Genomic DNA, 25,140 nt, shown 5'->3' on the forward strand with positions numbered 1-25,140 from the left:
ACAGGAATCGTTATGCTCTCAGCAGTTCCTTAGCCGACGGCGACACACTCGCTGCGTTCACCACAAGCTTCGGATCGAGGCTTCCGGCAAAGAAATCCAGGATGTTCTGGACGGCGGACTCCGACATGCGGATAGCGCTCTCCAGTGTCAGGCCGGCCGAATGGGGACTGAGGATCACGCGATCATTCCCAAACAGCCGGTGATCGCGCTGAGGCGGCTCTGCCGTGAACACGTCGAGCCCAGCGCCGGCCAACCGACCCTCCTCAAGAGCGGTGGCGAGGGCCTCTTCGTCAATGAGACCGCCACGGGCGGTGTTCACCACCACGGCCGTCGGCTTCAGCTTGGCAAGCTCCGGAGCCCCAATCAAGGCGCCACCTGCGGATAATGGGATGTGCACGGAGATCACATCTGCCTGCGCAAGCGCTGAATTCATGTCCGGAGCGGGAATGGCGCCAGTACTTCTGATCGTTGTCTCATCAACAAAGGGATCGTGAACCAGAACCTCCATGCCAAAGGCCTCAGCAAGCTTGGCAACAGAGCGCCCGATACGGCCGAACCCGACTAAAAGAAGCGTCTTGCCAGCCAACTCCGTGGCATCGAAACTGTTACGATAGTTCCACTCGGACCGCCGTGTCTTGGCGTCATAAGTGAGCGTCCGCTTGGCAAGGGACAGAATGAGCATCATCGTATGCTCGGCCACGGATTGGGAGTTAACATCACCGACAACGGCCAGCGGGATTCCACGCTTGTTCAAGGCCGCAATGTCCACCGCGTCGAATCCAACGCCGTGCCGTGATACGATCTTCAAACGGGGCGCTGCATTGATCACGGCCGCCGGCATTGGCTGGGTCCGGATGAGTACGGCATCCGCATGCTCAACAAGAGGGGAATAGGACTCGGTTGAGACCTCCTCAACCAGATCGAACGTCACGCCGGACGCCGACCGCAGGAGGGCCAGACCCGCATCGTGGATGCGCCCGGCGACGAGTACATGGGGCATGTCAGTATCCTCCCGTGGCGGTTGCGGCAGGCGACGATTCCTGGTCGGCGATCAGCTTGCGAGCCGTGGCAACACTTGCCTGAGCCGCGCCGGCTAACAGCCGCACGTCATTTGAGATGGTGACAAGATCGAATCCCCAGCCAATAGCTTTCGCGGCATAGGTCGGGGTGCCATTGTGGAGGCAAGCGCGGATTCCGGCCTTATGGGCCTTGTGCAGAATGGTCTGAATGACCTCGACGACCTCGGGCTCCTCACGGTCAAACCCGGTCGGGTAGCGTCGTCCCGTCAAACTTAGCGTCAGATCGGCGGGCCCAATATAGACACCATCGAGACCAGGCGTTGACACGATGTCATCAAGATTGGCGACAGCATCGGCCGTCTCAATCATGGCGAAGCACAGAACCTCGGCGTCCGCGTGCTGACCATAATCGGCGCCTGCCGAGAAATTGGCCCGTGTTGGACCGAAGCTCCGCACGCCATGGGGAGGATAGCGGACGTAAGAGACCAGACGCTCGGCCTCCTCGCGTGTGTTGATCATCGGGCAGATCACGCCGTAGGCACCGGCATCCAAGGATTTCATGATTGCCGCCGGATCGAGCCAAGGCACCCTGACAAGCGGGGTGACGGCACTCGCCCGCATCGCTTGAAGCATGGTGGTGGCGACCTCGTAGCCAACGAGCCCGTGTTGAAGATCGATCGTGATCGAGTCGTAACCCTGCGCGGCCATGATCTCGGCCGTGAAGGGACACGCAATGGACAACCATCCGTTGATCACTGGCTTGCCCGCGCTCCACTGCGCGCGAATTCCGTTGGGTAGCATGTTGCCTCGCCGCGTTAGACCACAATCTGGGATAGTTTGACGTTGAGGAAATCGAGAATTCCTTCCGATCCGCCTTCGCGCCCCATCCCGCTCAACTTGATCCCGCCAAAGGGCGCTTCGGCTGCGGCAAGAGCGAAGCTGTTGACACCCACCATGCCGGACTCAATCCGCGACACCGCCTCTCGCATGCGGGCCGGATCACGGGTGAAGACGTACGCAGACAAGCCGAAATCGCCCGCATTGGCCCGCTGGAACACCTCGTCCTTGTCCGAGAAGGGAGTGATCGCCGCGACGGGCCCGAAATTCTCCTGCGCGAGAGCCATAGCCTCATCGGGAAGGCCGGAGATCACTGTCGGTTCGAAGAAGAAGCCCTTATTTTGGCCCTGCGGTCGCCCGCCTCCAGTCTCAATGCGTCCACCGCGCTTCTTTGCATCGGCAACGATCCCCTCGATCGCGTCAATGCGGCGCTGGTTGATCAGAGGTCCCATTTGGGATGCCTCATCGAGGCCATGTCCCAATTTGAGGGAACTCGCCCGTTTCGTGAATCCGGATACAAACGCGTCGTGCAGAGACTCATGAATATAGAAGCGATCTGGTGTGACACAGACCTGTCCGGCATTTGCGAATTTGGTTGGAACCGCCAGATCAAGCACCGTGTCGACGTGGGCATCGTCGAACACGATCATCGGTGCATTACCACCGAGTTCCATGCTGACCCGCTTCATTGTCGCGGCAGCATCCCGGATCATCTGCTGCCCGACTGCCGTGGATCCGGTAAGCGTTATCTTACGCACCACGGGCGACGCCATAAGGCGCGTATAGGTTGTCGCCGTCGGTCCGATGACGAGATTTACCACTCCCTGGGGCACACCCGCTTGCCTCAGGCAATCCACCATGATCATTGCGGCCCCAGGAACTTCACTCGACGGGCGTACGATGACGGAACATCCTGCCGCTAAGGCAGGAGCGACCTTGCGCGCAATGAGAACGGCAGGGAAGTTCCAGGCCGTGAATGCAGCGACAACGCCCACGGGCTCATGCAGCACCTCGATGCGCCCGCCGGGCGCCCGGCTTTCAACGATGCGGCCATAGATCCGGCGCGCTTCTTCCGCATTCCAGCGGAACTGGTCGACGGAGAGGGCCCATTCCCGCTTGGCCTGAGCCAGGGGCTTGCCCGCCTCGAGGGTGATTTGGCGTGCCGCCTCTTCTGTTCGCTCCTGCATGCGATCGGCCGCGGCGTGCAAAAGATCCGCCCGCGTCCAGGCCGGGGTTGACCGCCAGCGCTTCAGGGCTCGGTCGGCCGCCGCAATGGCGTCATCCACATCGGCCTCGGCGGCGGCGGGAACCTCCCCGAGGGTCTCCCCGGTGGCCGGATCCACGATGTCCAGGGCGCCGTGCCCGCCGCGAGCACGCCAGTCGCCGTCGATGAACAGGCCGAAATTTTCATACATCAGACGCGATCCCTTGCTTGGCTATGATGTTTGCTGCAACAATCGTTGCAACAGACGCTGAGGAGATTGCTGGCGTAAGCATGCTAACCATAGGACCAGGTGCTCATCTGAGCGCGGTGATGAGCAAAGGACCACCATGTCGGTTTTGGGCTCGGGCAGCTGGGCTTTGCTGGTTCAGCAAGATCCTCTCCCTGTCATCGTTGCGCACAGCGCTTGTACCAACGTCTTTTGCAATTATTATTGCTTATTGATATTTTGCGCAATAAAAATTGTATGTCAAGAGCACAAGGCCCAGGCATTGACGGCTCCGCTTGGGCAGATGAGGACAGTCTGTGAGAGACCATCGGGCAAGACCTGCCCGGCATCCGAGCCGCAAGTCAGGCTGAGCAGCAGGAAGGATCGAGAACCAGTGGCGCCACAGACAAGAAAGAAGAGCGGAGCCAAAATGCCAGGAAAGGACAACCGGCAGACAGACCCGACCCCGAAAAACTATGAGGGGATCGTCAATCTGATTGCCCAGGAATACCCGAACCTGTCCCAAGGGTTCCAGCAGATTGCGCGGTTCTTCACCCAAAACCCGAACGTCATTGCGCTTGAGTCGATTAATGCCATTGCGGCCCAATGCGGCACTCACCCCTCGAGTCTCGTTCGTTTTGCCCAGAACTTTGGCTACTCAGGTTTCAAGGAGCTTCAGGCGGTATTTCAGACCCGTCTGGCGACCGCTGCTCCAGGCTTTCGCGAGCGCTTGAGCGCGCTTGAGAGCGAGTTGTCTCGCAATGAGGAGCGCGGCAACCTTGGCTACTTGCGGCAACTGGTCGTGCGCGACATTGCGGCCCTCCAAGACCTTCTCGAAGGAGTCGCCGAGGAAGAACTCGCGGCTACAGCGCAGCTGCTGGCAAAAGCGGAAACGATCTATATCGCTGGGCAACTCCGGTCAGAGCCGATTGCATCGTTTCTTCGCTATGTTCTGACAATGTTGCGTCGGCGGGTCGTCCTCCTTGATCCAGCCGGCGGCTTAGCTCAGGAAATGGCTGCAACCATATCCGAGCGCGATGTGCTCGTTGCGATCGCCTTCCGACATTATGCAAAGGAGGTTGTGGCGATTTCCGACGTGGCGGTGGGCAGCGGGGCTCCGATCATCGCCATCACCGATAGTCAGTTGTCGCCCCTGGCGAAGGATGCTCGGGTGTTGTTTACGGTCCCGGAGGACGAGTACACGTTCTCGCGCTCACTGGCTGCTCCCATGTGCCTTGTCCAGTGCATTGCGGTGGCAACGGCAGCGCTCCTCCAGCCCAGTCGCGACGAGGCCCCGCGCATTCCAACCGTCACCGGAATAGCCCGTGACAGAAGCACGGAACCCAAGCGGCGCGGAAAGGCTCCGGCCAAGCCGTAATCAGGCAGCGCAGCAATTTTAGCAATTTATCTTGCAGATTTTATTAATCTGCAATAATCTTTTCCGAAACCGGATGCGCTGCCATAAAAGCGCCTGCTGATTGGGAGGAGATTGCATGTCGACCGTTCGCTGCACCATGGCCCAGGCTTTGGTTCGCTATCTGTGCAACCAGTTCACCATCGTCGATGGCGAGCAGGTTCCACTGTTTCCCGGTGTCTTCGCAATCTTCGGACATGGCAACGTTACCTGCCTCTCGGAGGCTTTGGAAGCGGTCCAGGACACCCTGCCGACGTGGCGTGGACAGAACGAACAATCGATGGCGCTCGCCGCTATCGGCTTTGCGAAGGCCAAGCGGCGACGCCAGATCATGGTAGCCGCTACGTCGATCGGACCGGGCGCTCTCAACATGGTAACGGCGGCCGGTGTGGCCCATTCCAACCGGCTCCCGGTTCTGCTTCTCGCCGGCGACACCTTCGTCAACCGCCGGCCTGACCCCGTCATGCAGCAGGTTGAGCATTTCGGCGATCCGACAATCAACGTCAACGACGCGTTCAAGGCCGTCACGCGCTACTGGGATCGGATCGTTCACCCCGAACAACTCATCTCGTCCCTGCCGCAGGCGGTCGCGACCCTGCTTGACCCGGCCGATTGCGGTCCGGCTTTTATCGGTCTGCCCCAGGACGTGCAGGAGATTGCCTGGGATTATCCGACCGCGTTCTTCGAGCCGACCGTCCACACGATCCCGCGCCCCCGGGCGGACCGGGAACGGCTCGCCGAAGCCATCCGACTGCTCAAGTCGGCCAAGCGTCCCTTGATTATTTCCGGTGGCGGAGTGCGCTATTCCGGCGCCGAAGCTGTGCTGGGACGCTTTGCTGAAGAACATGGCATTCCGCTTGCGGAGACGATCGCCGGCAAGGGCGCCGTCACGCACGATCATCCAGCCCATGTTGGGCCGATCGGCATCGTTGGATCGACGTCCGCCAATGCTCTGGCCGCTGAGGCCGACGTGATCCTTGCAGTGGGAACCCGGCTCATGGATTTCACCACGGGCTCGTGGACCTGTTTCTCGCCTGACGCGCGGTTCATCTCCATCAATGCGGCCCGTTACGATGCGACCAAGCACCGTGCCCTAGCCGTTGTCGCCGACGCACGCGAAGCGATCCTGGAACTTGGGGAAGCCGTGCAGGACTGGAAGGCTGATGCGGCCTGGACGGAACGGGGCCGCGTCGAGTTCGCAAGATGGAACTCGATGCTCGACGGCTTCCAGCGTCCGACCAACGATCCAATTCCGACCTACGCCCAGGTTGTGGGCATCGTTAATTCCAAGGCAGGCGAACGGGATCTCCTCATCGCCGCTGCAGGCGGGCTTCCGGGCGAGGTGATGAAGAACTGGCGCGTCAAGGAGCCCAATACCTTTGACTGTGAGTTTGGCTTCTCGTGTATGGGGTACGAGATAGCTGCCGGATGGGGCGCTGCCATGGCGGATCCGACCCGCACGCCGATCGTGATGATCGGTGACGGCACCTACATGATGATGAACTCCGATATCTACTCGTCAGTCTTGGCTGGTCACAAGATGATTATCATCGTGTGTGACAATGGCGGCTATGCGGTCATCAACCGCCTGCAGAATGCCAAAGGCGGCGCATCGTTCAATAATCTGATCCGAGACTGTCGCGTGAAGGAGCCCTTCCCGGTGGACTTTGCAAAGCATGCGGAAGCGATGGGCGCCTTGACGCGACGCGTCGAGAGTTTGGCGGATCTCGGCCAAGCTGTGGATTGGGCACAAACCACCGACCGGACGACCGTCATCACCATTGTCTCGGACGCCTTTACCTGGACCCCTGGTGACGCGTGGTGGGATGTCGGTGTGCCGCAGGTCAGCAGCCGAGACGAGGTGATCGAGGCATCCAAAGCACAGTTGGATGGTCGCAAGCGCCAGCGTGTCGGCGTCTGACTCCACATCTAGGCCAAGATTTGACTGCAGCCTCCGGAGACAACGATGAGAGCCAAGTTGGGAATAGCGCCCATCGCCTGGTCCAATGATGACCTGCCGGAGCTGGGTGGAGACACCAGCCTTCAGACCTGTCTAAGAGAAAGCAGAGAGGCCGGCTTCACAGGTGTGGAGACAGGAGGCAAGTTCCCGAAATCCGCCGCCGAGTTGCGCCCTGAGCTTGAGACGTTCGGCCTTGAACTCGCATCCGGCTGGTACTCCGGCACTGTTCTTGATGCGCCCGACGATCTCGCCGAGGAAAAGGACAAGGTGGCGTCGCAGCTTGAGCTGTTTCGCTCTCTCGGCGCCGCCTGTCTGGCCTACGGTGAGACGGCCGGAACCATTCAAAACAAGCGCAATGCTCCATTGGCCACCCGGCGCCGGCTCTCTGAAGACGAGATCAAGGTCTATGGACGACGTTTGACGCGCTTTGCCGAGCATTGCGCCGATGCTGGCGTGCCGCTGGGCTTCCACCATCATATGGCAACGGCCATTGAGACGGAGCAGGACCTTGACTGGCTGATGAAGCACACCGGCGAGGCCGTGGGTCTGCTGTTTGATGCCGGGCACATGCGCTTTGCCGGCGGCGATGTTCTTCGCGTCATCGACAAGCACGGGAGCCGGATCATTCACGTCCACGCGAAGGATGTCCGTGGCCCTGTCATTGAAGGCCTTGATCGCAACCGCCAATCTTTCCTGGATGCGGTGCTGGAAGGTGCGTTTACGGTTCCCGGTGATGGGGCGATTGATTTCGCAGCTGTGATCCAGCGCCTCGCCGATGTGGGATATGAAGGCTGGTTCGTCGTCGAGGCCGAGCAGGATCCTGCCAAAGCCCCACCTGCAGAGTACGCAAAGATCGGCTACCGCGCCCTGACCGCGGCGCTCACCAAAGCCGGTTACCGCATCGAGGAAGCACCAGTATGACTCAGATGGAAGGAAAGATCGCTGTTGTGACCGGCGGGACGCAAGGCCTTGGAGCTTCCATTGCTGAACTGTTCGCGAAACGCGGGGCATCAGGCATCGTCATCTGCGGCCGGTCGCGCGAGAAGGGAGAAGCGAAGGCACGTGCCATTCAGGAAGAAACCGATGCCCGCGTCGTGTTTGTGCCCGCCGATTTGAGCAGGGTTGATGATTGCCGGGCGGTCATTGCCAAAGTGGACGCCGAGTTCGGACGCGTCGACGCACTTGTCAATGCTGCGGCAATCACGGACCGCGGCACGATCATCGATACGTCACCGGATCTCTTCGACACCATGTTTGCGGTCAACGTGCGAGCTCCCTTCTTTCTGATGCAGGACGCGATCAAGCTCATGCGCCGGGATCACGTTGAGGGCACGATCGTGAATATCTGCTCGATGTCGGCAAAGGCCGGGCAGCCTTTCATCGCGGCGTATTGCGCCTCCAAAGGGGCCCTTGCAACCCTCACCGAGAACACAGCTTACGCCCTTCTCATGAACCGCATCCGCGTCAATGCCCTCAACATTGGCTGGATGGCCAGCGAGGGCGAGGATCGCACTCAGAAGCAGTACCATGACGCCAATCCAAACTGGCTTGCCGAGGCAGCCGCGCGGCAGCCCTTTGGACGCCTGATCGACCCAAAGGAGGTGGCTCGTGCCGTGGCGTTTCTGTCAAGTGACGAGTCAGGCCTGATGACCGGTTCCGTGATCAATTACGATCAATCGATCTGGGGGGCATATGATGCAGCCCCGAGACCAGCTGCCCCTCTCTGACAACTCTGTGATCCTCCGCCTGCCCTGCTGGAATTCTCCAATCTGGCAGGGCCCTTTTTTGCTTGGAGTATCTACTCGGCGGGACTGGGTCCAGGATTCGGTAGCACGGTTGCAAGAACCTCATGAAGCATGGGAACTTTAGCGGACAGGAATGGGACAGAGGCGCTTTGCTATTCCGGTGACGGGAGCTTCAAGTGCGCATGAAGCTATCACTACACACTTCCATTCGAAAGCGTGATCAAAGATTCAGCCAGACGCAAGTGTACGGTCCACTGCAGTCACTCGATGCACTGGACCTCATCCGACCCGTCTACGCCTTTTGCTCTAAGACACGGCTTTCCACTGGCGCTCACGCGATGACTCGACGGCCGTATCGACGATCTTCTGAATCTCATAAGCTTCACGGAAGTCCGGTCCATGATGTTCGCCGCCATCAATGGCTGTCAGGAAATCCGCAACTTCGATTGTTTTCAGATCGTTGAAGCCGAGCTGGTGACCAGGCGCGACGCAGAAGAGGCCATAAGGATGATGTTGAGGGCCGGCTTCGATCTTCAGGAAGCCTTCGTGACGACGGTCGCGGCCGGCCTGGTAGAAGTGCAGCTCATTTAAACGTTCCTGATTGAAGACCAGCGTACCTTTTGTGCCGTTAATCTCAAACCCGAGTTGCATCTTACGGCCGGTCGCGACCCAATTCGCTTCAATCGTGCCACGGCAGCCCCGCGCAAAGCGGACCGTCAGGCGGGCAATATCGTCGACCTCGACCGTGCGTCGCTCGCTGGCTCCGGGGGCGATAGGTCTGCTCTTAACAACGGTTTCGAGATCGGCAATGACCTCGTCAATGGGACCGAGGAGAAAACGTGCCATGCCGATAATGTGGCTGCCGATATCAGCAATGGCGCCTGCACCCCCCGTTGGATCAACACGCCAACTGTAAGGCTCATCCGGATTGGCCATATAGTCTTCGGCATGGATGCCGCGGAAGCCGGTGATTTCTCCGAGTTCACCGCTCGCGATCATTTCACGGGCGAGGCCGAGCAGAGGGTTCTTGATGTAGTTGTAGCCAACCTGGGTGACCACACCAGCTGCTTCGGAAGCCTCCATCATGTCACGGGCCTCTGCCGTGGACGGGGCAAGCGGCTTTTCACAATGAATGTGCTTTCCAGCAGCGATTGCAGCCAAGGCCATCTCACGATGAAAGATGTTGGGTGTTGTGATTGAAACGATACCAATCGCCGGGTCAGCGACAAGATCCTGCCAATTGTCCGTATAGCGCCGGAAGCCGAGCTGGGTGGCCGCACGCTCAGCAGCGGCCTCGTTGACGTCCGCGACGATCTCTAGTTCAGGCCTCAGCCCCGGGAAGGTGCTCGACACGGCCCGGTAGGCAAAGGCATGCGCCTTGCCCATAAAGCCGGTTCCAATGACTCCGATGCCAATCTGGCGCATAGACTTCGTCTCCTTTCAGCCTAGATTTCAGGACCGCGCACAGAAAGGATTCCAATAGATTCAGGATTGAGGGAGGCCGCCAGAGTGGCTCATTGTGACAGCGGCAATGCCGCATGTGGCACCCGCCGCCTGCGCCCCAATCCGTCCCCTCCTGTCGCCAGTTTGCTACGCACCTTCCTTCAATGAAGGAATTACAATGATAATTGCAGAACGTCAATTACCGCACGATTTATTGCGTTATCTAGTTTGCGGGTTGAATGGATACGCCCTGGGGATTGACTCAACCAAGCAAGGATTTGGTCTCAGGCATCCCAGATCCGGACCTTCGGCTTTCAAAGGCACGTCAGCACGCTGGCCTCACATCCTGCCCAGGCATCGGAATTGCGCGATCCGAAGCCTTGCTATCCCGTGACCCTGCTCTCTAGGAACCAGGCGTGAGGCTGCGGCTTTCTCTCGTGTTGAAACGAGCACACCACAGGCGGGAGCGAGTGGCAAAGAGCGAGGCAAGGTGCCGAAGTCGCTGGCTGGGTGGAAAATCCCGAAGAGCCTGCGTAAATCAGGTGTGATCACCCAGTTCCTGAATAACGATCTCGGCCGCAGGATCCTCGCCGACGTTCTGGTTGCCGCAGCAGGGGCCGCCGCAGCCGCCTTGGTGCAGCATCGGCCGAGCGAAGCTCAAGTGGCCCTGGCCGGCGAAGCAGCGCTGGACTCGGGTCAACGCGCCGTGACGGCAACGGCCGGCGCCGTTCAAGCGGCGGCTGGAACGCTGGGCAGCGTCCTCACCGAAGCAGTCCTCTCGATCTTCTCCTCTGACGACGTGCCAAAGAGAGAAGGGGCAGCGAGAAGGCGAAGGACAAGCCGACGAAGGCTTCTGCGGATAAGGCGAAGGCCAGGAAGGCGGGAGGCGCGAGAAAGCGCAGCACCCGCGGTGAGTAGCGACCACGGACCGCTGGCATCCGTCATGGACGTTTCACGATTGAGCCCGATGTTTTGGCAAGCTTGGAGGGACTGCCCATGATGACGACCGCCGAACTGGCCGGAAACGCGCTCGGCGCTTTTCTAGCTGAAGACTTCAAGCGAACCTTCGGATCATCCGAGGCGCACTTGGCGCATGAGATCGACGCGACAGCCCAGGTTGCGCTCGAATGCATCAGCAATAGCGATGCCCTCTACCACAATCTTGAGCACACGATGCTGGTGACGCTCGTCGGGCGAGACATCCTGCGCGGCCGGGCACTGACGGAACCGACGACCCCGAGTGACTGGGCTCATTTCCTGATCGCCTGCCTCATGCACGACATCGGCTATGTCAGGAGTATCATTCGCGGCGATGATGGAAACCAGTTCACGGTAGACACGGAGGGGCGCAGGGTCGTGCTTCCACGCGGGGCATCGGATGCGGCTCTTGCTCCCTATCACGTCGACCGCTCCAAGCTCTTCGTCATGGAGCGTCTCGGAGCCTCGGCCAGCCTCGATGCCGTGCGCATCGCCCGAGCCATCGAGTTCACCCGCTTTCCCGTGCCGCCGGAACGCGACCATGCCGAGATCGACGCCGAGGCGGGTCTCGTCCGTGCCGCGGACCTGATCGGCCAGCTCGGCGACCCCCATTACCTGCGCAAGGCCAATGCCCTGTTTCACGAATTTGCGGAGATCGGCATCGCCCAGAGGCTCGGCTATAGTTCGCCGGCTGACCTGGTTGAGCGCTACCCGGACTTCTTCTGGACGCACGTGTCAGACCATCTCACTCCAGCCATCCGCTACCTGAACGTGACAGTCAGCGGCAAGAAGTGGATTGCGCAATTGTACAGCAATATCTTCAGTGCCGAGCACAAGGTGCACCTTGTCGGACCGCAGCTTTGAGGCCTCGACCGGAAATTGCCCCGATGCCCAATGGGGAATGCTGATTGTGGGAACCGGCTCAATGCGGTGCCTTGTTGCCACTTTTGCTGTGCCAACGGTGACTGCTTCGTAAATCGTCCGCGTTGCTGGAAGTCGGGTCTCGACACCTGATGTTCGCTTATTTCGCGAGTGCAGGGCTTACCCCGCTTTGCACTTCATACGCCATCCCGAGGCCCCTCCATGATTCTCATGCCAAGGATAGACAGATGAGATGATGGTTTTACCCCGTTCCGTAATCCGACTATGGATCGCTTGGAATGCGCTCGCCAAAAACTGCTTGGCCACCCGAACACTGCTCACGAGGGCAGTGGCTTACCAGACTGCTCCTGGACGATGTACTCGGCGTACCAATTCGGCCAGTTCTCGTCGTGCCGCCCGCCGTTGCGCTTCTCGTGTTCCCCATGCGCGGTCGCAGCGCGGCGCAGTGCGGCTGCAAGGTCGGTCACCGAGATGAATGTGGTGCTGTCAGCGTCCACGCGGCCGGGCAGGCGCGCGGTGACCTCCTGCAACAGCCAGCCATTGCCGTCCGGATCGCGGAAGGTGGCGAACGAGTTGTAGCTGCGCCGCTCCGGATCCGGTCCGCTTACAGGGCCCTCCCCGATCGCCGCCCGGTGGAACACCTCGCTCACTTCGACACCGTGAGCGACGAGCCCGGCGCGGGCCGCCTCGATATCGGAGACGACGAGATAAAGTCCTTGTGCAGAACCCGGCGCGGCCGAGGTCACACCCTTGCCGAAGTGGATCGAGCATGGCGAGCCTGGGGGCGTGAACTGGACGACACGAAACGCATCGCCCTTGACGAAGTCGGCGTCGAGCCGCCATCCCAATCCGCCGTAAAAGCCCTTGGCCCGGTCGACATCCGCAACGGCGATGACGACCACCTCAAGCTTCAGGTCGACCGCCCGCGCACCAGGGATGTTGGCCGTTGTCGTTCCGCGCACCTGCGTATCGGTCATGTCAGCCTCCTTCGGTTTGAGAACCCTGCAAACGGCAATCGCTATGGGGCCCGATCACGAGCGATCGACGTCGATCACGGCCTCGGCGAAGGCCTGCGGCGCCTCCTGCGGCAGGTTGTGACCGATGCCACCGGTGATCAGCCGATGTTCGTACTTGCCGGAGAACTTCCTGGCATAGGCGGCCGGGTCCGGATGGGGAGCACCATTGGCATCGCCCTCCATCGTGATAGTCGGCACGGTGATGACCGGGAAGGCCGCCAGTCGCCTTTCCAGGTCGTCAAGCTTCGGATCGCCCTCGACCAATCCGAGCCGCCAGCGGTAGTTGTGGATCACGATGGCCACGTGATCCGGATTGTCGAACGAGGAAGCGCTGCGCTCGAAGGTGGCGTCGTCGAAGGCCCATTTCGGTGAAGCGAGCTGCCAGATGAGCCTCGCGAAGTCATGCCGGTACTTGTCATAGCCGGCGCGGCCGCGTTCGGTGGCGAAATAGAACTGGTACCACCATTCGAGCTCGGCCTTGGGCGGCAACGGCATCCCGCCGGCGTCCTGGCTGCCGATCAGATAGCCGCTCACGGATACCATTGCCCTGCACCGCTCCGGCCAGATCGCCGCGACGATGTTGGCCGTGCGGCCGCCCCAGTCGAAACCGGCGAGCGTTGCCTTCTCGATTCTGAGCGCATCCATCAGCGCGATGACATCGACGGCGAGCGCCGACGGCTGCCCGTTGCGGAACGTTTCATCGGACAGAAAGCGGGTCGAGCCATAACCACGCAGATACGGGACGATCACCCGGTAGCCCGCCGATGCCAATATCGGAGTAACACCCACAAAGCTGTGAATGTCGTAGGGCCAGCCGTGCAGAAGAAGGACCACAGGACCGTCGGCAGGCCCCGCTTCCGCATATCCGACATTTAGTTCGCCGGCATCGATCTGCTTCGGCGGCCCGTGCGGCATATTTGTGCCCGGCCCACGTGCCCCGTTCGCCTGAGCCTGTACCGATCTCGTCTTGAAGGTGGCGGTAGCCGCAGCGGTAAGGGCCGCCAAGCTCAGGAAGCGGCGACGCTCATGATTGACCCCTTCGGACATTGGCTTCCTTCCCTCAGCGCAAGGATCTGAATGCTGCCTGGACTTCGCTGGTAACGGGCTCGGGTGAACGACTCAGCCAACCTCGGTCGGCTCGGCATGCAGTGACGCGATCAACTCGGCAGTGGTCAGGATTGCATGGGCGTAGGTTGGTCTCGTCATTCAGAACCTCCCGCGGATTGATCATCAAGTTCTCGCCCTGTCGGTGTCGAAGCCTTCAGTTCGATTGGCGGAGCGGTCTGAACGCTCCTCGGAGCTCGGCGCTGAAGAGCTCAGGCTGTTCCCAGGCGGCGAAGTGGCCGCCCCGATCGACCTCGTGGAAGTAGATCAGGTTGCGATACGCGCGCCGGGCCCATGTCTCAGGGGCGCGATAGCCCTCTCCCGGAAAGACCGTAATCGCGACCGGCAACGAGATCTCGTCCGTCCTCTGTCCCGCCGCAATGGCAGGGCTGCCTCCGCCCGTCTCCCAGTACAGCCGCCCGGCCGAGGTCGCGGTGTTCGTCAGCCAGTACAGCGAGACTTCGTCCAGGACCTCGTCCGGCGACTTCTCGGGGTCAGTGCTGTCATAGGTCCATTTCGTGAAGCCTGGATGCCCGAGCATCCAGGCCGCAAGGCCGGCGGGAGAGTCCGTGATGGCGTAGCCGATCGTCTGCGGCCGCGTGCCCATCATGGTCGCATAGGACCGGTTCCCCATTTTTGCCGCGGCGCTGAGCTCGTTGAAGGTTACGCGTTCCTTATCGGACAGCCCTGCCGGCGCGGGCCCGCCGGTGACGAGCGCCGCAGCCGCCTCCGGCGGGACGATCGCCGGCAGGTTGATATGGATGCCGAGCAGGCCGGCCGGCGCCAGGCGCGCCAACGCGCTCGAGACCGGGGAGCCCCAGTCGCCGCCCTGGGCGACATAGCGGGTGTAGCCGAGGCGCTTCATCAGCTCCGCCCAGGTTCGTGCGATGCGGTCGGGACCCCATCCGGTGTCCGTGGGCTTGCCGGAGAAGCCGTAGCCCGGCATCGACGGGATCACCACGTCGAACGCATCCTCCGCGCGGCCGCCATGCGCCGTCGGATTCGTAAGCGGGCCGATGACCTTGAGCTGCTCGAAGACCGAGCTCGGCCAGCCATGGGTGATGATCACGGGCAGGGCATTGGGCTGCCTTGAGCGGACATGGATGAAGTGAATGTCGACGCCATCGATCCTGGTCATGAATTGCGGGTAGGCATTCAGCTTCGATTCCGCCTTGCGCCAGTCGTAGCCGCTGCCCCAGTACTCGACGAGTGGCTTGATCTTCGCGAGCTGGATGCCCTGCGACTGGTCGTTGACCGTCTCCCTGTCGGGCCAGCGCGTCGCCGCAATGCGGCGGCGGAGGTCGACCAGTTGTTCGTCCGGTATGCCGGCCTGGAACGGTCGAATCGTTGTGTCCTGGCTCACCGTGCCGGCCGGAGCGGGCTGCGCGGCCGGGGACATCGGAGGCCAGCCGACGGCGAGCATGATTGCTGACGTGCCGAGGAGCATTGCAGCGGGGGGCGTCAGAAAGGACATCGTCATTCTCGCTGGCGGTCGAAACAAACCACGCGTTACAGGTGCGACGCCTACAAAGATCGGTGACCGGAAGCGGCCCAGTGGGGGCCTGGGTCCGGCGCACGATTTCAACGCAGGCCACCAGGATACGCCTCTCAGCCGAGGTGACAAGCGAAGGGACATCGCGACCGCGAGTCCTATACCTTTGGTGTGCAACCGAGCCCCAGGCGCCAACGGGCGCTGGGACACCGGGAAACCGCCCTCACGGCCCGCCGATCCCGAAGGAACCCGTCCACGGCTGACCGCGTCCACAACGTCCTGTTTCTCTGCACGGCCAACGCGGCCCGCTCGATCCTGGCCGAGGCCATCCTGAACGAACTCGGCAAGAGCCGGTTCCATGCCTCCAGTGCCGGAAGCCAGCCGCTCGGCGCCATCAATCGCTACGCGCTCAACCTCGTGCGCAACATGGGCCATGACACCGCAGTCTTGCGATCCAAGAGCTTGGATGAGTTCGCCGGGTCCGGCGCACCGCACATGGATCTCGTGTTCACCGTGTGTGACAGCGCAGTCAACGAAGCCTGCCCGGTCTGGCCGGGCCATCCGACAATGGCGCACTGGGGCGTTCCCGATCCGAAGGCCGCTACGGGAACCGAGGCGGAGATCGCCGTTGCCTTCGATGAGGCCTATCGCATGCTGCGGCGCCGGATCGAGCTCCTGCTGGCGATCCCGATCGGATCCATCGATCGACTCGCGCTTGAGGAAAGCCTGCGGGAGATCGGGAGGTCTGATCCCGCCGCCCACCCTGCCCCCGAGCAGACAGCCCAGTGAGCGGGAAGAAACGGCATGATCCGTTCACTCGCTCATTCAGTCCAATCGAAGTCGTCTTCCCTGGCGTTGAGCATGGCGGCCAGGGTACGCAGGCCGGTATCGAGCTGATCCATTGCCGGAGATGCCAACGCCAGCCTGACGGCGTTCGGGGCATGGCCCGGCGTGACGGCGAAGGTCGTGGACGGCGTCAACGCGATGTCGCGCCGGGCCGCGGCCGCGACAAAGGTCTGCGAACGCCAATGGGCCGGCAGCGTCAGCCAAAGATGATAGGATTTCTCGTTCGCCTGGATCTCGAAAGCCGAAAGACGATCGGCCGCCAGTTTCTGACGCGCGCGGGCATCGAGGCGCTTCAATCGCGAAAGCTCGGCAACGACGCCCTCGTTCATCAGCCGCTCAGCCGCGGCCAACGCAAATCCTGAGGCAGTCCATCCCCCCGAACGCACCGACGTCCTCACGCTTTCACGCAGCCGCTGCGGCGGCACGATGAAGCCAAGCGCCAGACCGGGAGCGACCTTCTTGGAGAGGCTGTCGATGGCGATGCAGGATTCAGGCGCGATCGCGGCAAGCGGCGGCTCGCTGTCGAGGAAGCCGTAGACATTGTCCTCGATGATCGGAAGGTCGAGCTTTTCGACGACGCGCACGAGATCGGTCCTGCGCGTCGGGGGCATCGTCATCCCCAGGGGATTGTGGACCGCCGGCTGAACATAGATGGCCGAGAGATGGGCCTCACGATGCGCCTTTTGCACCGCGTCCGGCTGGACACCGTCCTTGTCCATCGCCAGCGGCACCAGCGCAATCCCGAGCCGGGCGGCGATCCCCTTGATGAAGGGGTAGGTCAAGGCCTCCACGCCGCAGCGGCCGCCCGCGGGAACGACTGCGGCCAGCGCGGCGGCAATGCTCTGCCGGCCGTTGCCGGTGAAGACGAGTTGCTCCGGGGAGACGGACCATGCGCCCTGCGACAGGTGTTCGGCGGCGACGCTCCTGACCGCCGGCGTCCCGACGCTGGTCGCCTGTCGCAAGGCGGCATCGAGCGCCTCGGATTTCTCCAGGCCCTCCAGGCTTTTGGCGATGAGCGCCGTCTGATCTGGGAGCAATGGATAATTGAACTCGAGATCGATCCGGATGCCGCGCGGTTCGCCTGGCGCCGCCACGCCGCGCCTGGCCTCGCCCGCGATGAAAGTACCCCTGCCGACCTCCCCGACCACGTGGCCGCGCCGCAACAGCTCCGCATAGACGCGGCTCGCGGTCGAGACCGCGATCTTGCGCTCGTAGGCGAAGCTGCGCTGGGGAGGCAGGCGGTCGCCGGGCTTGAGGGCGCCATCCGCGATTTCCGCAGCGATGGCGTCGGCCAGCTTCAGGTATTCGGATTTCGACATAATGCACCGAGAACAATGTTTTGATTGCTCCGAGTGTCATACAGCGCCGATGAGCATCGATAACCGCTTGGATAGGCCTCAACTCATTCGGAGTAGAAGCACTTCCTCGAATGCCATTACTCGGCGGCCGGCGCGATATCCTGCAAGCCGCTCGAACGCCCTTGGCGGAGCAACCGATACGAGGCGGCCGGATGGCTTTTGGCAAGCCGCGAGCGGCCGGAACCGAAGAGCTTCTCGCGCAGGGTGCCATCGGCGTAGTCGCGCTTGTACACGCCGCGCTCCTGCAGGATCGGCACCACGAGGTCGACGAAATCCTCCAGACCTTCGGGCGTGACGACGCGGCTGAGATTGAAGCCGTCGATATCCGTATCCTCGACCCAGCTCTGCAGCTCGTCCGCGATCTCCTCCGCCGAGCCCACGAGCGGCGCGTTGCGGCTGCCGAGGCCCTTGCGACCGAAGATCTTGCGCAGGGTCCATGTCTCGCTGCTGTCGATCGTGAAATCCCGCAGCACCGAGTTCATCGCGTCGTTTTCCTCGTAGCGCAGCGGTTCGTCGGGATCGTAGCGGGAGAAGTCGATGCCGGTCGAGCTCGAGAAATGCGCCAGCGCGCCCTCGGTGCTCGCATAGCGATGGTACTCTTCGTATTTCTCCTCGGCCTCCTTGCGGGTGCGCCCCACGACGACGGCGCGCCCGAGAAACACCACGATATCGGAAGGATCGCGCCCCTGCCCCACCGCACGCCGGCGGATATCGGCCACGGTGGCGCGGGTGCTCTCCTTGTTCGGTCCGGCCAGGAAGATGCATTCGGCGTGCTTCGCGCCGAAATCCTTGCCGCGGGACGAGGCGCCTGCCTGGTAGAGCACGGGCGTGCGCTGCGGCGACGGCTCCGCGAGGTGCAGAGCGTCCACGCGGTAATGCTTTCCCTCGTGCCTGACCCGATGCACCTTGCTCGGATCGGCATAAAGACCGCGCGCACGGTCGCGCAGAACCGCGTCGTCCTCCCAGCTGCCTTCCCAGAGCTTGTACACCACCTCCATATATTCCTCGGCAGCGTCGTAGCGCTCGTCGTGCTTGATCTGCTTCGTCAGACCCATCCCGCGCGCCGCGCTGTCGAGATAGCCGGTGACGATGTTCCAGCCGATCCGCCCGCGGGTGAGATGGTCCAGCGTCGACATGCGGCGGGCGAAGAGATAGGGCGGCTCGTAGGTGAGATTGGCGGTCACGCCGAAGCCGATATGCTTCGTGACCGCCGCCATGGCCGGGATCACGAGCAGAGGGTCGTTGACCGGCACCTGGACCGCATGGGCGATGGACGGATCCGGGCTGTCCTTATAGACGTCATAGACGCCGACGATGTCGGCGAGAAAGATTCCGTCGAACTTTCCCCGTTCCGCAATGCGCGCCAGATCCTGCCAGTACTCCAGCGTGTTGTAGGCCATCGAGCGGTCGCGGGGATGCGCCCACATGCCGTGCTGGATGTGCCCGACGCAATTCATGTCGAAGGCGTTGAGCCGGATCTGCTTCGTCATGATGTCTCTTGTCTCTCGATGAATGCTGTGTCTGATCTTCAGCGCGCCGCAGCGAGGCGAACCGGCGTCGCACTCGGCGCCTGCACGGCGCGCTGGCCGAGCACGGAAGCGAGCTGCGCGGCAGCCGCCGAGGCCCGTGCGCGGACGGCTGAATCGACGAGCGTGCCGTCGATGAAGTTGCTCTCGCTGGCATAGACCGCGGTCGGAATTGTGAAGGCCTCGAAGAAGCCGAAGAGCGGACGAAGATGATGCTCGACGACGAGGGCATGGCGCAGCCCTCCGCCGGTGGCCGTCAGCAGCACAGGCACGTCGCGCAGGGCATCGGGGTCGACGAGATCGAAGAGGTGCTTGAACAGGCCCGTGTAGGACCCCTTGAAGACGGGCGTCCCGACGATCAGCGCATCGGCGGTCTCGATATCGCGCAGGACGCGCGCGGCATCCGGCGTCAGCTGCGTGCGGGAGAAGGCGGCGCCGAGCCCCTGCCCGATTTCCACCAGGTCATGAACGACGAAATCGATGGGCGTCGCCCGTCCGACCTCCGCCCCGATGGCTTCGACGAGAGAGCGGGTCTTGGAGGGACGGCGAAAGCTGCCGGCAATGCCGACGATGCGAGGGTACGTCATGAAGAGCCCCTTTCAGGCAAGTGAGACATTCGTGCCGGGCGGCCGCTGGACTTCCTAGCTCTCAGGGCCGGGAGCGGCGACGGATTGCGATGAAAGCGGGTGGACGAGCTAGGGCTCTCATGACTGGCGTTCCTCTGCTGGACCACGAGGCGGAGGACGCTTCGCGGCATCTTAGCGTTTGATCACGCAGCGCAAGTTGCTCACCAAATCACCGCGGCATCGACAGGTTTTGTGGCCCGCGAGCGGAGGCAGGGTTGTCCCCACAATCCGGCATGTCAATACAAATGTTCTTTTTAGCGAACAAAAAGAAGAATTTTCTCTTTCAGGGATTTTTGAGGGAACGCCTGTCGGCAAACGGCAATTCGCTTTGATAACCGGCCGATGGACATGATCCGCAGGCAGACCAGCACCGACGGATCGAAATTTAGTGATCGGAACCGCAGGTGACAATCCACATTCCTGACTGTACTGACGGTCACGTTTCACATAAAAAAGAAACAAATAAAATATTCAACATCTGAAAGCTGCGAAATATGCCAGCCCATGGCGCCCTGGAACTGATCGGACGGACCCCCCTCGTCGAGGTGACGAGTCTCGACACCGGTCCCTGCAAGCTCTTCCTCAAGCTGGAGAGCGCCAATCCCAGCGGATCCATCAAGGATCGCCCGGCGCGGGCCATGATCGAGGCCGCGGAGGCCGACGGCCGCCTGAAGCCCGGCGGCACCATCGTCGAGGCAACGGCGGGCAATACCGGCGTCGGGTTGGCGCTGGTCGGGGCCAGCAAGGGCTATCGCACCCTTCTCGTGGTGCCGGACAAGATGTCCCGCGAGAAGGTGCTCCATGCCAAGGCCCTGGGTGCAGAGGTCGTCATCACCCGCTCCGACGTCGGCAAGGGCCATCCGGATTATTACCAGGATCTGGCCCAGGCGATCACCGGCAGGACGCCAGGCGCCGTCTACATCAACCAGTTCGAGAACCCCGCAAACCCGGCCGCCCACGAGGCGAGCACCGGCCCCGAGATCCTGGACGGGATGGAGGGCGACGTGGATGCCGTCGTGGTCGGCGTCGGCTCGGGCGGCACGCTCACCGGCATCGGGCGCTATCTCAAGAAGGCCTCGCCCAAGACCGTGATGGTGCTGGCCGATCCCGCCGGGTCGATCCTCGCGCCGCTCGTCGAGACGGGTCGGATGACCGAAGCCGGCTCCTGGGCCGTCGAAGGCATCGGCGAGGATTTCGTGCCGCCTAACTGCGACCTCTCCCTGGTGAAGAAGGCCTATTCCATCGGCGACAAGGAGAGTTTTTCCACGGCGCGCGAATTGCTGCGCAAGGAGGGCATCCTCGCCGGCTCCTCAACCGGCACGCTGCTGGCTGCCGCGCTGCGCTACTGCCGCGAGCAGACCGAGCCAAAGCGCGTCGTCACCCTCGTCTGCGACACGGGCGCCAAATATCTGTCGAAGGTGTTCAACGATGCCTTCATCGCGCAGGAAGGCTGGCTCGACCGCAAGACGACCGGCACGGCGCGCGACGTGGTCATCAACCCCTTCGGCGAGGGAGCGACCATCTTCGTGTCGCCGAGCGAGACCCTGCGCTCGGCCTTCGCCCGCATGCGCTCCTCCGACATCTCGCAGCTGCCGGTGATCGAGGATGGCCGCGTGGTCGGCCTGATCGACGAGAGCGACATCCTCGACGCGCTGGTTGCCAACGAGCACGCTCCGCAGAGCGTGTTCGACAAGCCCGTGCGCGACGTGATGGTGACACGCCTGCAAACCATTTCCGCCGATGCTCCGGTCAAGGAGCTTCTGCCCCTCTTCGCCGCCGGTCTCGTGCCGGTGATCATGGACGGCGATGCCTTCGTGGGCCTCGCTACCCGCATCGACCTCATCAACTACTTCCGGATCCAGGCTCAATGAACGCCCGCAACCAGCTCGATTTCGCCACCCGCTGCATCCATGCAGGCCAGTCGCCGGATCCCACCACGGGTGCGGTGATGATGCCGATCTACGCCACCTCGACCTATGCGCAGGAGAGCCCCGGCGTTCACAAGGGCTACGATTATGCCCGCTCGCAGAACCCGACCCGCATGGCCTTCGAGCGCTGCATCGCGGATCTCGAGGGCGGCACGGCGGGTTTCGCCTTCTCCTCCGGTCTCGCAGCGAGCGCGACCGTGCTCGACATGCTGGAACAGGGATCGCACATGATCGCCTCGGACGATCTCTATGGCGGCACGCGCCGCCTGTTCGAGCGCGTGCGCAGGAAGTCGGCCGGGCTCGAGATCACTTACGTGAATCTGGGCGATGTCGACGCGGTGAAGGCGGCGCTTCGCCCCAACACCAAGCTCGTCTGGGTCGAGACGCCGACCAATCCACTTCTGAAGCTCGCCGATCTCGAAGCCATTGCCGCGGCCACGCGCGGGCATGGCACATGGCTCGTCGCCGACAACACTTTCGCCAGCCCCTGGGTACAGCGCCCGCTCGAATTCGGCTTCGACATCATCGTGCATTCGACCACCAAATATCTCAACGGCCATTCCGACATGGTCGGCGGCACGGTGGTGGTCGGGAGTAACGACGAGGTCCGCGAGAAGATCGCGTTCCTGCAGAATGCGGTCGGCTCCGTCTCCAGCCCCTTCGACAGCTTCCTCGCCCTGCGCGGTCTCAAGACATTGTCGCTGCGCATGGAACGGCACTGCACCTCGGCCTTGAAGATCGCCCAGTTCCTCGAATCCCATCCGGGCGTGGACGGCGTGATCTATCCGGGCCTCGCCTCGCATCCGCAGCATGAACTCGCCAAGCGCCAGATGCGCGGCTTCGGCGGCATCGTCACCGGTCGCATCAAGGGCGGGCTCGAGGGCGCGACGCGCTTCCTGGAACGCTGCCAGCTGTTCACGCTCGCGGAGAGCCTAGGCGGCGTCGAGAGCCTGATCGAGCATCCGGGCATCATGACCCATGCTTCGGTACCGGGAGAGGTTCGGGCCGAACTCGGCATCGACGACGGGCTCGTCCGCCTATCGGTCGGCATCGAGGATGCGGACGACCTGATCCAGGACCTGCGCTCGGCTTTGGCGTGAGAGCCGGTACAATTGACTTCACGTCATCACCGGCCTTGTGCCGGTGATCCCAACCCGAAAAGTGCCGCGATTGATAGGGGCGTCATTACCGGGACAAGCCGGCCATGACGTGTGGAGCGCACAACGCTGTCATTCCGGCTGTCATTCCGGGGCCGCGCAGCGGAGCCCGGAATCCATAAACACGACCTCTCCGGAACGAGCGAGCCGTGTCCACTTCGTTCTGCAATGTTAGCGGGTATGGATTCCGGGCTCGGCCTCTGGCCGCCCCGGAATGACAACGGTAGCCGGAGATGACACGCCCTCAAGCGACCGGTGAGAAGCGCCCGACGAGCTGATGCCTGTCGCCGGGATAGGTGATCCGCGCCTCGGTGACGAACGCGCCGGCCTGCCAGGTGCGCCGCTCCAGCACGAGGCAGGCGGCGCCTGTCTGAACCTGAAGTCGCTTGGCCATGGCGCTGTCGGCATTGACGGCACGCAGGATGTGCTCCGCATCCGTCCACGGCACGCGCCGCAACAGCCACGTGCCGGGCGGATCGTCCTTGAACGGCTCGGCCTTCGCCTCCGGCACGGTGGCGAGGTTGATCAGGCGCTGCTCGAAGGCCTGCGGCACGTCGTCCATCACGTGAAGGGTGGAAATGCAGAGCATCTTCATGCCAGCCGGCTGGCCCGTGCGCTGCGCGGCCGCCGCATCGATCGGCTCGATGGCGCGATGGAGGATCCTGAAGCGGTACTCGATGCCGGCGCGCGCCGCCTCGAGGGCGAAATCCTGGATCTGCAGCACGGCCTGCTGGTTGCTCGGCTCCGCCACCACCGAGCCCGCCCGGCGCCGGCGCGTGATAAGGCCGTTGGCCGCGAGCGTCGAAAGCACCTTGTTCACCGTCATGCGCGAGCAGCCGTATTCGGCCATCAGCTCGTGCTCGAACGGGATGCGGTAGCCTGGCGCCCAATCGCCGGACATGATCCTGGCCTCGATATCGTCGCGGATGCGCTGGTGCAGATGTTTCATGCTGCCTTCAGTCTTCATGCCAGGATGCGAGCCAAGGCGCGTGAATAGCGGGCGCGGATCGCTTCGCCATGGATGTGCCGGCCGTTTCTTACCACAGGCTTGCCCGCGACGAACACCGTATCGATGACGGCCTTGCCCGCCACGAACACGTAAGAATCGATCCAGCGATCGCCGGAAATGGCAGCAAGATCCGGGTGGCTGCCGTCGAGCACCACGAAATCGGCGCGCTTCCCCTCTGCGATTCCGCCCACGCGCCGTCCGAGAGCCTGCGCTCCGCCGGCCAGCGCCTTCTGGTAGAGGCTGCGCCCCGTCGATTGTCCTTCGCGCTCGGCGAGCACGTTGCGGGCGCGGTGCTTGAGGCGCTGGCTGTATTCGAAAAGCTTGAGCTCTCCCGGCGCCGAAATCTCGATGTTGGAATCGGACCCGACGCCGAAGCGGCCGCCCGCGGCGAGATAGTCGACGCCCTCGAAAATCCCGTCGCCGAGATTGGCCTCGGTGATCGGGCACAAACCCGCCACTGCGCCACTGTCGGCGATACCCTTGACCTCCCGCGCGTCGAGATGCGTGGCATGGATCAGGCACCAGCGTTGATCCACAGGCGCATGATCGAGCAGCCACGCGACCGGGCACTGGCCCGACCAGGCGAGGCAATCCTCGACCTCCTTCACCTGCTCGGCGATGTGGATATGGATCGGCCCCTCGCCGGCCATCGCGACGACATCGCGAAGGCTCTCGGATGTCACCGCGCGCAGGCTGTGCGGCGCGATTCCGACAACGGCATCGTCGAGATCCGCCACCGCCTTGCGGGCGCCTTCGAGCAGGCGGGCGTAGCTCTCGATATCGTTGATGAACCGCCGCTGCCCCTCCGCAGGCGCCGCGCCGCCGAAGCCGCCCTGGGCATAGAAGACCGGCAGCAGCGTCAGGCCCATGCCAGTCTCGTGCGCTGCGGCCGCGATGCGATGGGAGAGTTCCGCGATGTCGGCATGAGGACGACCGTCGGCATCGTGATGCAGGTAGTGGAACTCGGCGAGCGCGGTGAAGCCGCCTTCCAGCATCTCCATCATCGCGAAGGCCGCGATGGCCTCGACATCGTCCGGCATGAGGGATCCGAGGAAGCGGTACATCACCTGCCGCCAGGTCCAGAAGCTGTCCCCTTGCGGCCCGCGCGTTTCGGCAAGCCCCGCCATGCCGCGCTGGAAGGTATGGCTGTGCAGGTTCGGCAGGCCCGGCAGCGCGATGCCGGCGACGCGCTCGCGGTCTTCGGCGGAGGCATTCGGATGGACCGCGGCAATCGTGCCGTCCCCGATATCGAGACCGACATTCCTGGCCCAGCCATGGGCAAGGAGGGCATGATCGAGAATGAGCCTGCGCATCGCCGTTACCTCTGCTGCGGACCGGCCTGGGCATCGAAGGCCGCCAAAAAGCCATTC

The 25,140-nt window shown here is 62.6% G+C and carries 20 protein-coding genes; 8 read left to right on the forward strand and 12 right to left on the reverse strand.

Annotated features, from left to right (window positions below; translation table 11 throughout):
- Window positions 1-10: 10 nt before the first annotated feature.
- The 3 genes from BB934_RS02690 to BB934_RS02700 are packed head-to-tail and all read right to left on the reverse strand — an operon-like array spanning window position 11 to window position 3,271.
- The gene (locus BB934_RS02690) at window positions 11-1,000 is read right to left on the reverse strand and encodes a hydroxyacid dehydrogenase (RefSeq protein WP_099508249.1); all 990 of its coding nucleotides are present in this window, start codon (window positions 998-1,000) and stop codon (window positions 11-13) included.
- A 1-nt stretch (window position 1,001) separates the two neighbouring features.
- Entirely contained in the window at window positions 1,002-1,820 is an 819-nt protein-coding gene (locus tag BB934_RS02695) for an HpcH/HpaI aldolase family protein (protein ID WP_099508250.1), read from the reverse strand.
- Between the two features lie 14 nt (window positions 1,821-1,834).
- Window positions 1,835-3,271 (reverse strand): NAD-dependent succinate-semialdehyde dehydrogenase, encoded by a 1,437-nt coding sequence (locus tag BB934_RS02700; RefSeq protein ID WP_099508251.1) that lies wholly within the window; start codon window positions 3,269-3,271, stop codon window positions 1,835-1,837.
- 136 nt (window positions 3,272-3,407) lie between these two features.
- On the opposite strand from BB934_RS02700, the gene BB934_RS02705 reads away from it, so the two are divergent.
- From BB934_RS02705 to BB934_RS02720, 4 genes are all read left to right on the forward strand, one after another.
- Complete coding sequence (locus BB934_RS02705; RefSeq protein ID WP_237050157.1) at window positions 3,408-4,664, forward strand: MurR/RpiR family transcriptional regulator; 1,257 nt, start codon at window positions 3,408-3,410, stop codon at window positions 4,662-4,664.
- A gap of 115 nt (window positions 4,665-4,779) precedes the next feature.
- The gene (iolD, locus tag BB934_RS02710) at window positions 4,780-6,621 is read left to right on the forward strand and encodes a 3D-(3,5/4)-trihydroxycyclohexane-1,2-dione acylhydrolase (decyclizing) (RefSeq protein ID WP_099508253.1); all 1,842 of its coding nucleotides are present in this window, start codon (window positions 4,780-4,782) and stop codon (window positions 6,619-6,621) included.
- 45 nt (window positions 6,622-6,666) lie between these two features.
- Window positions 6,667-7,581: a myo-inosose-2 dehydratase gene (iolE, locus tag BB934_RS02715; protein ID WP_099508254.1), complete on the forward strand. Its 915-nt coding sequence runs from the start codon at window positions 6,667-6,669 to the stop codon at window positions 7,579-7,581.
- The gene (locus BB934_RS02720; protein ID WP_099508255.1) at window positions 7,578-8,387 is read left to right on the forward strand and encodes an SDR family oxidoreductase; all 810 of its coding nucleotides are present in this window, start codon (window positions 7,578-7,580) and stop codon (window positions 8,385-8,387) included. The genes iolE and BB934_RS02720 overlap by 4 nt, the downstream gene beginning before the upstream one ends.
- Before the next feature lie 324 nt (window positions 8,388-8,711).
- Here BB934_RS02720 and BB934_RS02725 read toward each other — a convergent pair whose 3' ends face one another.
- The gene (locus BB934_RS02725) at window positions 8,712-9,830 is read right to left on the reverse strand and encodes a Gfo/Idh/MocA family protein (protein ID WP_099508256.1); all 1,119 of its coding nucleotides are present in this window, start codon (window positions 9,828-9,830) and stop codon (window positions 8,712-8,714) included.
- A gap of 1,014 nt (window positions 9,831-10,844) precedes the next feature.
- Between BB934_RS02725 and BB934_RS02735 the strand changes: the two genes are divergently transcribed.
- Window positions 10,845-11,690, forward strand: coding sequence for a metal-dependent phosphohydrolase (locus tag BB934_RS02735; protein WP_099508258.1), 846 nt, complete (start codon window positions 10,845-10,847; stop codon window positions 11,688-11,690).
- 335 nt (window positions 11,691-12,025) lie between these two features.
- On the opposite strand, the gene BB934_RS02740 is transcribed toward BB934_RS02735, so the two are convergent.
- From BB934_RS02740 to BB934_RS02750, 3 genes are all read right to left on the reverse strand, one after another.
- Entirely contained in the window at window positions 12,026-12,685 is a 660-nt protein-coding gene (locus tag BB934_RS02740) for a VOC family protein (RefSeq protein ID WP_099508259.1), read from the reverse strand.
- 54 nt (window positions 12,686-12,739) lie between these two features.
- Window positions 12,740-13,771, reverse strand: a complete 1,032-nt coding sequence (locus BB934_RS02745) for an alpha/beta fold hydrolase (protein ID WP_099508260.1) — start codon at window positions 13,769-13,771, stop codon at window positions 12,740-12,742.
- Between the two features lie 214 nt (window positions 13,772-13,985).
- Entirely contained in the window at window positions 13,986-15,302 is a 1,317-nt protein-coding gene (locus BB934_RS02750; RefSeq protein ID WP_237050158.1) for an epoxide hydrolase family protein, read from the reverse strand.
- A 297-nt stretch (window positions 15,303-15,599) separates the two neighbouring features.
- On the opposite strand from BB934_RS02750, the gene BB934_RS02755 reads away from it, so the two are divergent.
- Window positions 15,600-16,109, forward strand: coding sequence for an arsenate reductase ArsC (locus BB934_RS02755; RefSeq protein ID WP_237050286.1), 510 nt, complete (start codon window positions 15,600-15,602; stop codon window positions 16,107-16,109).
- 32 nt (window positions 16,110-16,141) lie between these two features.
- Here the strand turns inward: BB934_RS02755 and BB934_RS02760 are convergent, their stop codons facing one another.
- The 3 genes from BB934_RS02760 to msuE all read right to left on the reverse strand — a co-directional run bounded on the left by BB934_RS02760 (window position 16,142) and on the right by msuE (window position 19,637).
- Window positions 16,142-17,485, reverse strand: a complete 1,344-nt coding sequence (locus tag BB934_RS02760; RefSeq protein WP_099508262.1) for an aminotransferase-like domain-containing protein — start codon at window positions 17,483-17,485, stop codon at window positions 16,142-16,144.
- Window positions 17,486-17,601: 116 nt separating this feature from the next.
- A complete protein-coding gene (locus tag BB934_RS02765) occupies window positions 17,602-19,014 on the reverse strand; it encodes an LLM class flavin-dependent oxidoreductase (RefSeq protein ID WP_210422130.1) in 1,413 nt (470 codons plus the stop codon).
- A gap of 38 nt (window positions 19,015-19,052) precedes the next feature.
- Window positions 19,053-19,637 carry an FMN reductase gene (msuE, locus tag BB934_RS02770; RefSeq protein ID WP_099508264.1) on the reverse strand — a complete coding sequence of 195 codons (585 nt, stop codon included), beginning with the start codon at window positions 19,635-19,637 and terminating at the stop codon, window positions 19,053-19,055.
- 533 nt (window positions 19,638-20,170) lie between these two features.
- Here msuE and BB934_RS02775 point away from each other — a divergent pair.
- Together BB934_RS02775 and BB934_RS02780 are read left to right on the forward strand one after the other, a co-directional pair.
- Window positions 20,171-21,547, forward strand: coding sequence for a pyridoxal-phosphate dependent enzyme (locus BB934_RS02775; protein ID WP_099508265.1), 1,377 nt, complete (start codon window positions 20,171-20,173; stop codon window positions 21,545-21,547).
- Window positions 21,544-22,704 carry a cystathionine gamma-synthase gene (locus BB934_RS02780; protein ID WP_099508266.1) on the forward strand — a complete coding sequence of 387 codons (1,161 nt, stop codon included), beginning with the start codon at window positions 21,544-21,546 and terminating at the stop codon, window positions 22,702-22,704. Before BB934_RS02775 ends, BB934_RS02780 begins: the two co-directional genes overlap by 4 nt.
- Window positions 22,705-23,005: 301 nt before the next feature.
- Here BB934_RS02780 and hutC read toward each other — a convergent pair whose 3' ends face one another.
- Together hutC and BB934_RS02790 are read right to left on the reverse strand one after the other, a co-directional pair.
- Window positions 23,006-23,710 carry a histidine utilization repressor gene (gene hutC / locus BB934_RS02785; RefSeq protein WP_099512600.1) on the reverse strand — a complete coding sequence of 235 codons (705 nt, stop codon included), beginning with the start codon at window positions 23,708-23,710 and terminating at the stop codon, window positions 23,006-23,008.
- Window positions 23,711-23,724: 14 nt separating this feature from the next.
- Window positions 23,725-25,083, reverse strand: a complete 1,359-nt coding sequence (locus tag BB934_RS02790) for a formimidoylglutamate deiminase (protein WP_099508267.1) — start codon at window positions 25,081-25,083, stop codon at window positions 23,725-23,727.
- Between the last annotated feature and the right edge of the window lie 57 nt (window positions 25,084-25,140).

It is taken from the genome of Microvirga ossetica (genome assembly GCF_002741015.1).
Taxonomy (GTDB): Bacteria; Pseudomonadota; Alphaproteobacteria; order Rhizobiales; family Beijerinckiaceae; genus Microvirga; species Microvirga ossetica.

Bases quoted from the DNA above. Each gene is read 5' to 3' on its own strand.
- BB934_RS02690 (WP_099508249.1), bottom strand. From the start codon at position 1,000: ATGCCCCATGTACTCGTCGCCGGGCGCATCCACGATGCGGGTCTGGCC.
- BB934_RS02695 (WP_099508250.1), bottom strand. From the start codon at position 1,820: ATGCTACCCAACGGAATTCGCGCGCAGTGGAGCGCGGGCAAGCCAGTG.
- BB934_RS02700 (WP_099508251.1), bottom strand. From the start codon at position 3,271: ATGTATGAAAATTTCGGCCTGTTCATCGACGGCGACTGGCGTGCTCGC.
- BB934_RS02705 (WP_237050157.1), top strand. From the start codon at position 3,408: ATGTCGGTTTTGGGCTCGGGCAGCTGGGCTTTGCTGGTTCAGCAAGAT.
- iolD (WP_099508253.1), top strand. From the start codon at position 4,780: ATGTCGACCGTTCGCTGCACCATGGCCCAGGCTTTGGTTCGCTATCTG.
- iolE (WP_099508254.1), top strand. From the start codon at position 6,667: ATGAGAGCCAAGTTGGGAATAGCGCCCATCGCCTGGTCCAATGATGAC.
- BB934_RS02720 (WP_099508255.1), top strand. From the start codon at position 7,578: ATGACTCAGATGGAAGGAAAGATCGCTGTTGTGACCGGCGGGACGCAA.
- BB934_RS02725 (WP_099508256.1), bottom strand. From the start codon at position 9,830: ATGCGCCAGATTGGCATCGGAGTCATTGGAACCGGCTTTATGGGCAAG.
- BB934_RS02735 (WP_099508258.1), top strand. From the start codon at position 10,845: ATGATGACGACCGCCGAACTGGCCGGAAACGCGCTCGGCGCTTTTCTA.
- BB934_RS02740 (WP_099508259.1), bottom strand. From the start codon at position 12,685: ATGACCGATACGCAGGTGCGCGGAACGACAACGGCCAACATCCCTGGT.
- BB934_RS02745 (WP_099508260.1), bottom strand. From the start codon at position 13,771: ATGTCCGAAGGGGTCAATCATGAGCGTCGCCGCTTCCTGAGCTTGGCG.
- BB934_RS02750 (WP_237050158.1), bottom strand. From the start codon at position 15,302: ATGTCCTTTCTGACGCCCCCCGCTGCAATGCTCCTCGGCACGTCAGCA.
- BB934_RS02760 (WP_099508262.1), bottom strand. From the start codon at position 17,485: ATGTCGAAATCCGAATACCTGAAGCTGGCCGACGCCATCGCTGCGGAA.
- BB934_RS02765 (WP_210422130.1), bottom strand. From the start codon at position 19,014: ATGACGAAGCAGATCCGGCTCAACGCCTTCGACATGAATTGCGTCGGG.
- msuE (WP_099508264.1), bottom strand. From the start codon at position 19,637: ATGACGTACCCTCGCATCGTCGGCATTGCCGGCAGCTTTCGCCGTCCC.
- BB934_RS02775 (WP_099508265.1), top strand. From the start codon at position 20,171: ATGCCAGCCCATGGCGCCCTGGAACTGATCGGACGGACCCCCCTCGTC.
- BB934_RS02780 (WP_099508266.1), top strand. From the start codon at position 21,544: ATGAACGCCCGCAACCAGCTCGATTTCGCCACCCGCTGCATCCATGCA.
- hutC (WP_099512600.1), bottom strand. From the start codon at position 23,710: ATGAAACATCTGCACCAGCGCATCCGCGACGATATCGAGGCCAGGATC.
- BB934_RS02790 (WP_099508267.1), bottom strand. From the start codon at position 25,083: ATGCGCAGGCTCATTCTCGATCATGCCCTCCTTGCCCATGGCTGGGCC.